The organism is Mycolicibacterium vinylchloridicum (genome assembly GCF_013404075.1).
GTDB lineage: Bacteria > Actinomycetota > Actinomycetes > Mycobacteriales > Mycobacteriaceae > Mycobacterium > Mycobacterium vinylchloridicum.
In genome coordinates this window covers 1-635 of sequence record NZ_JACBJQ010000214.1, presented here as the reverse complement: position 1 = coordinate 635, position 635 = coordinate 1, and the positions used below count along the sequence as shown (strand labels likewise).

At 66.9% G+C, this 635-nt stretch carries 1 protein-coding gene; it reads left to right on the top strand.

The genetic code is table 11. The features are described 5' to 3' along the window. The coding region (locus HPC46_RS34630) for a DUF222 domain-containing protein (RefSeq protein ID WP_179476470.1) at positions 1-635 on the top strand (635 nt) is incomplete at both ends.

Below are 635 nucleotides of genomic sequence, written 5' to 3'. Positions count from 1 at the left end.
GATGCCGAACAACTCTCGCCACGGACCACGTTGACCGGCGAGCCGCTGGCACCGGTGCTGCCCGAGACGGGGAAGGCCTGGAATGCCGGCCACTTGGATGGTGAGCACGTGCGGGTCATTCAGAAGTTCTTCCGGGAGCTGCCCGATCACGTCGGGCCGGTCAAGGCGGAGAAGGCCGAACGCACCCTGGCCCAGCACGCCCAGACCATGCGGCCCGATCAGCTGGAAAAAGTCGCCGATCGACTCGCGACGCACCTCAACCCCGACGGGAAGTTCTCCGAGGAAGACCGGGCCCGCAAACGCGGCTTCCTGTGGACCGGCGGGCAGCGCCCCGACGGGATGAGCGTGGGGAAAGTGGTGGCCACCCCGCAATTGCGCGCCGAGCTGGATGCCGTGTTCGCCAAACTCGCCGCCCCCGAGCCCGACGACCTCCGTAGCCACAGCCAACGCCAACACGATGCTCTGTCCCAGCTGGTGCGTGACCGTCTCGGGGATCCGAAACTCGGCCAGCACAACGGCTTACCGGTCACGATGATCGTGACCACCACCCTGCAAGACCTCCAGGCCGGTGCCGGCCACGCGGTGACCGGCGGTGGGACGTTGATCCCGATCTCGGATCTGATCCAGATGAACGC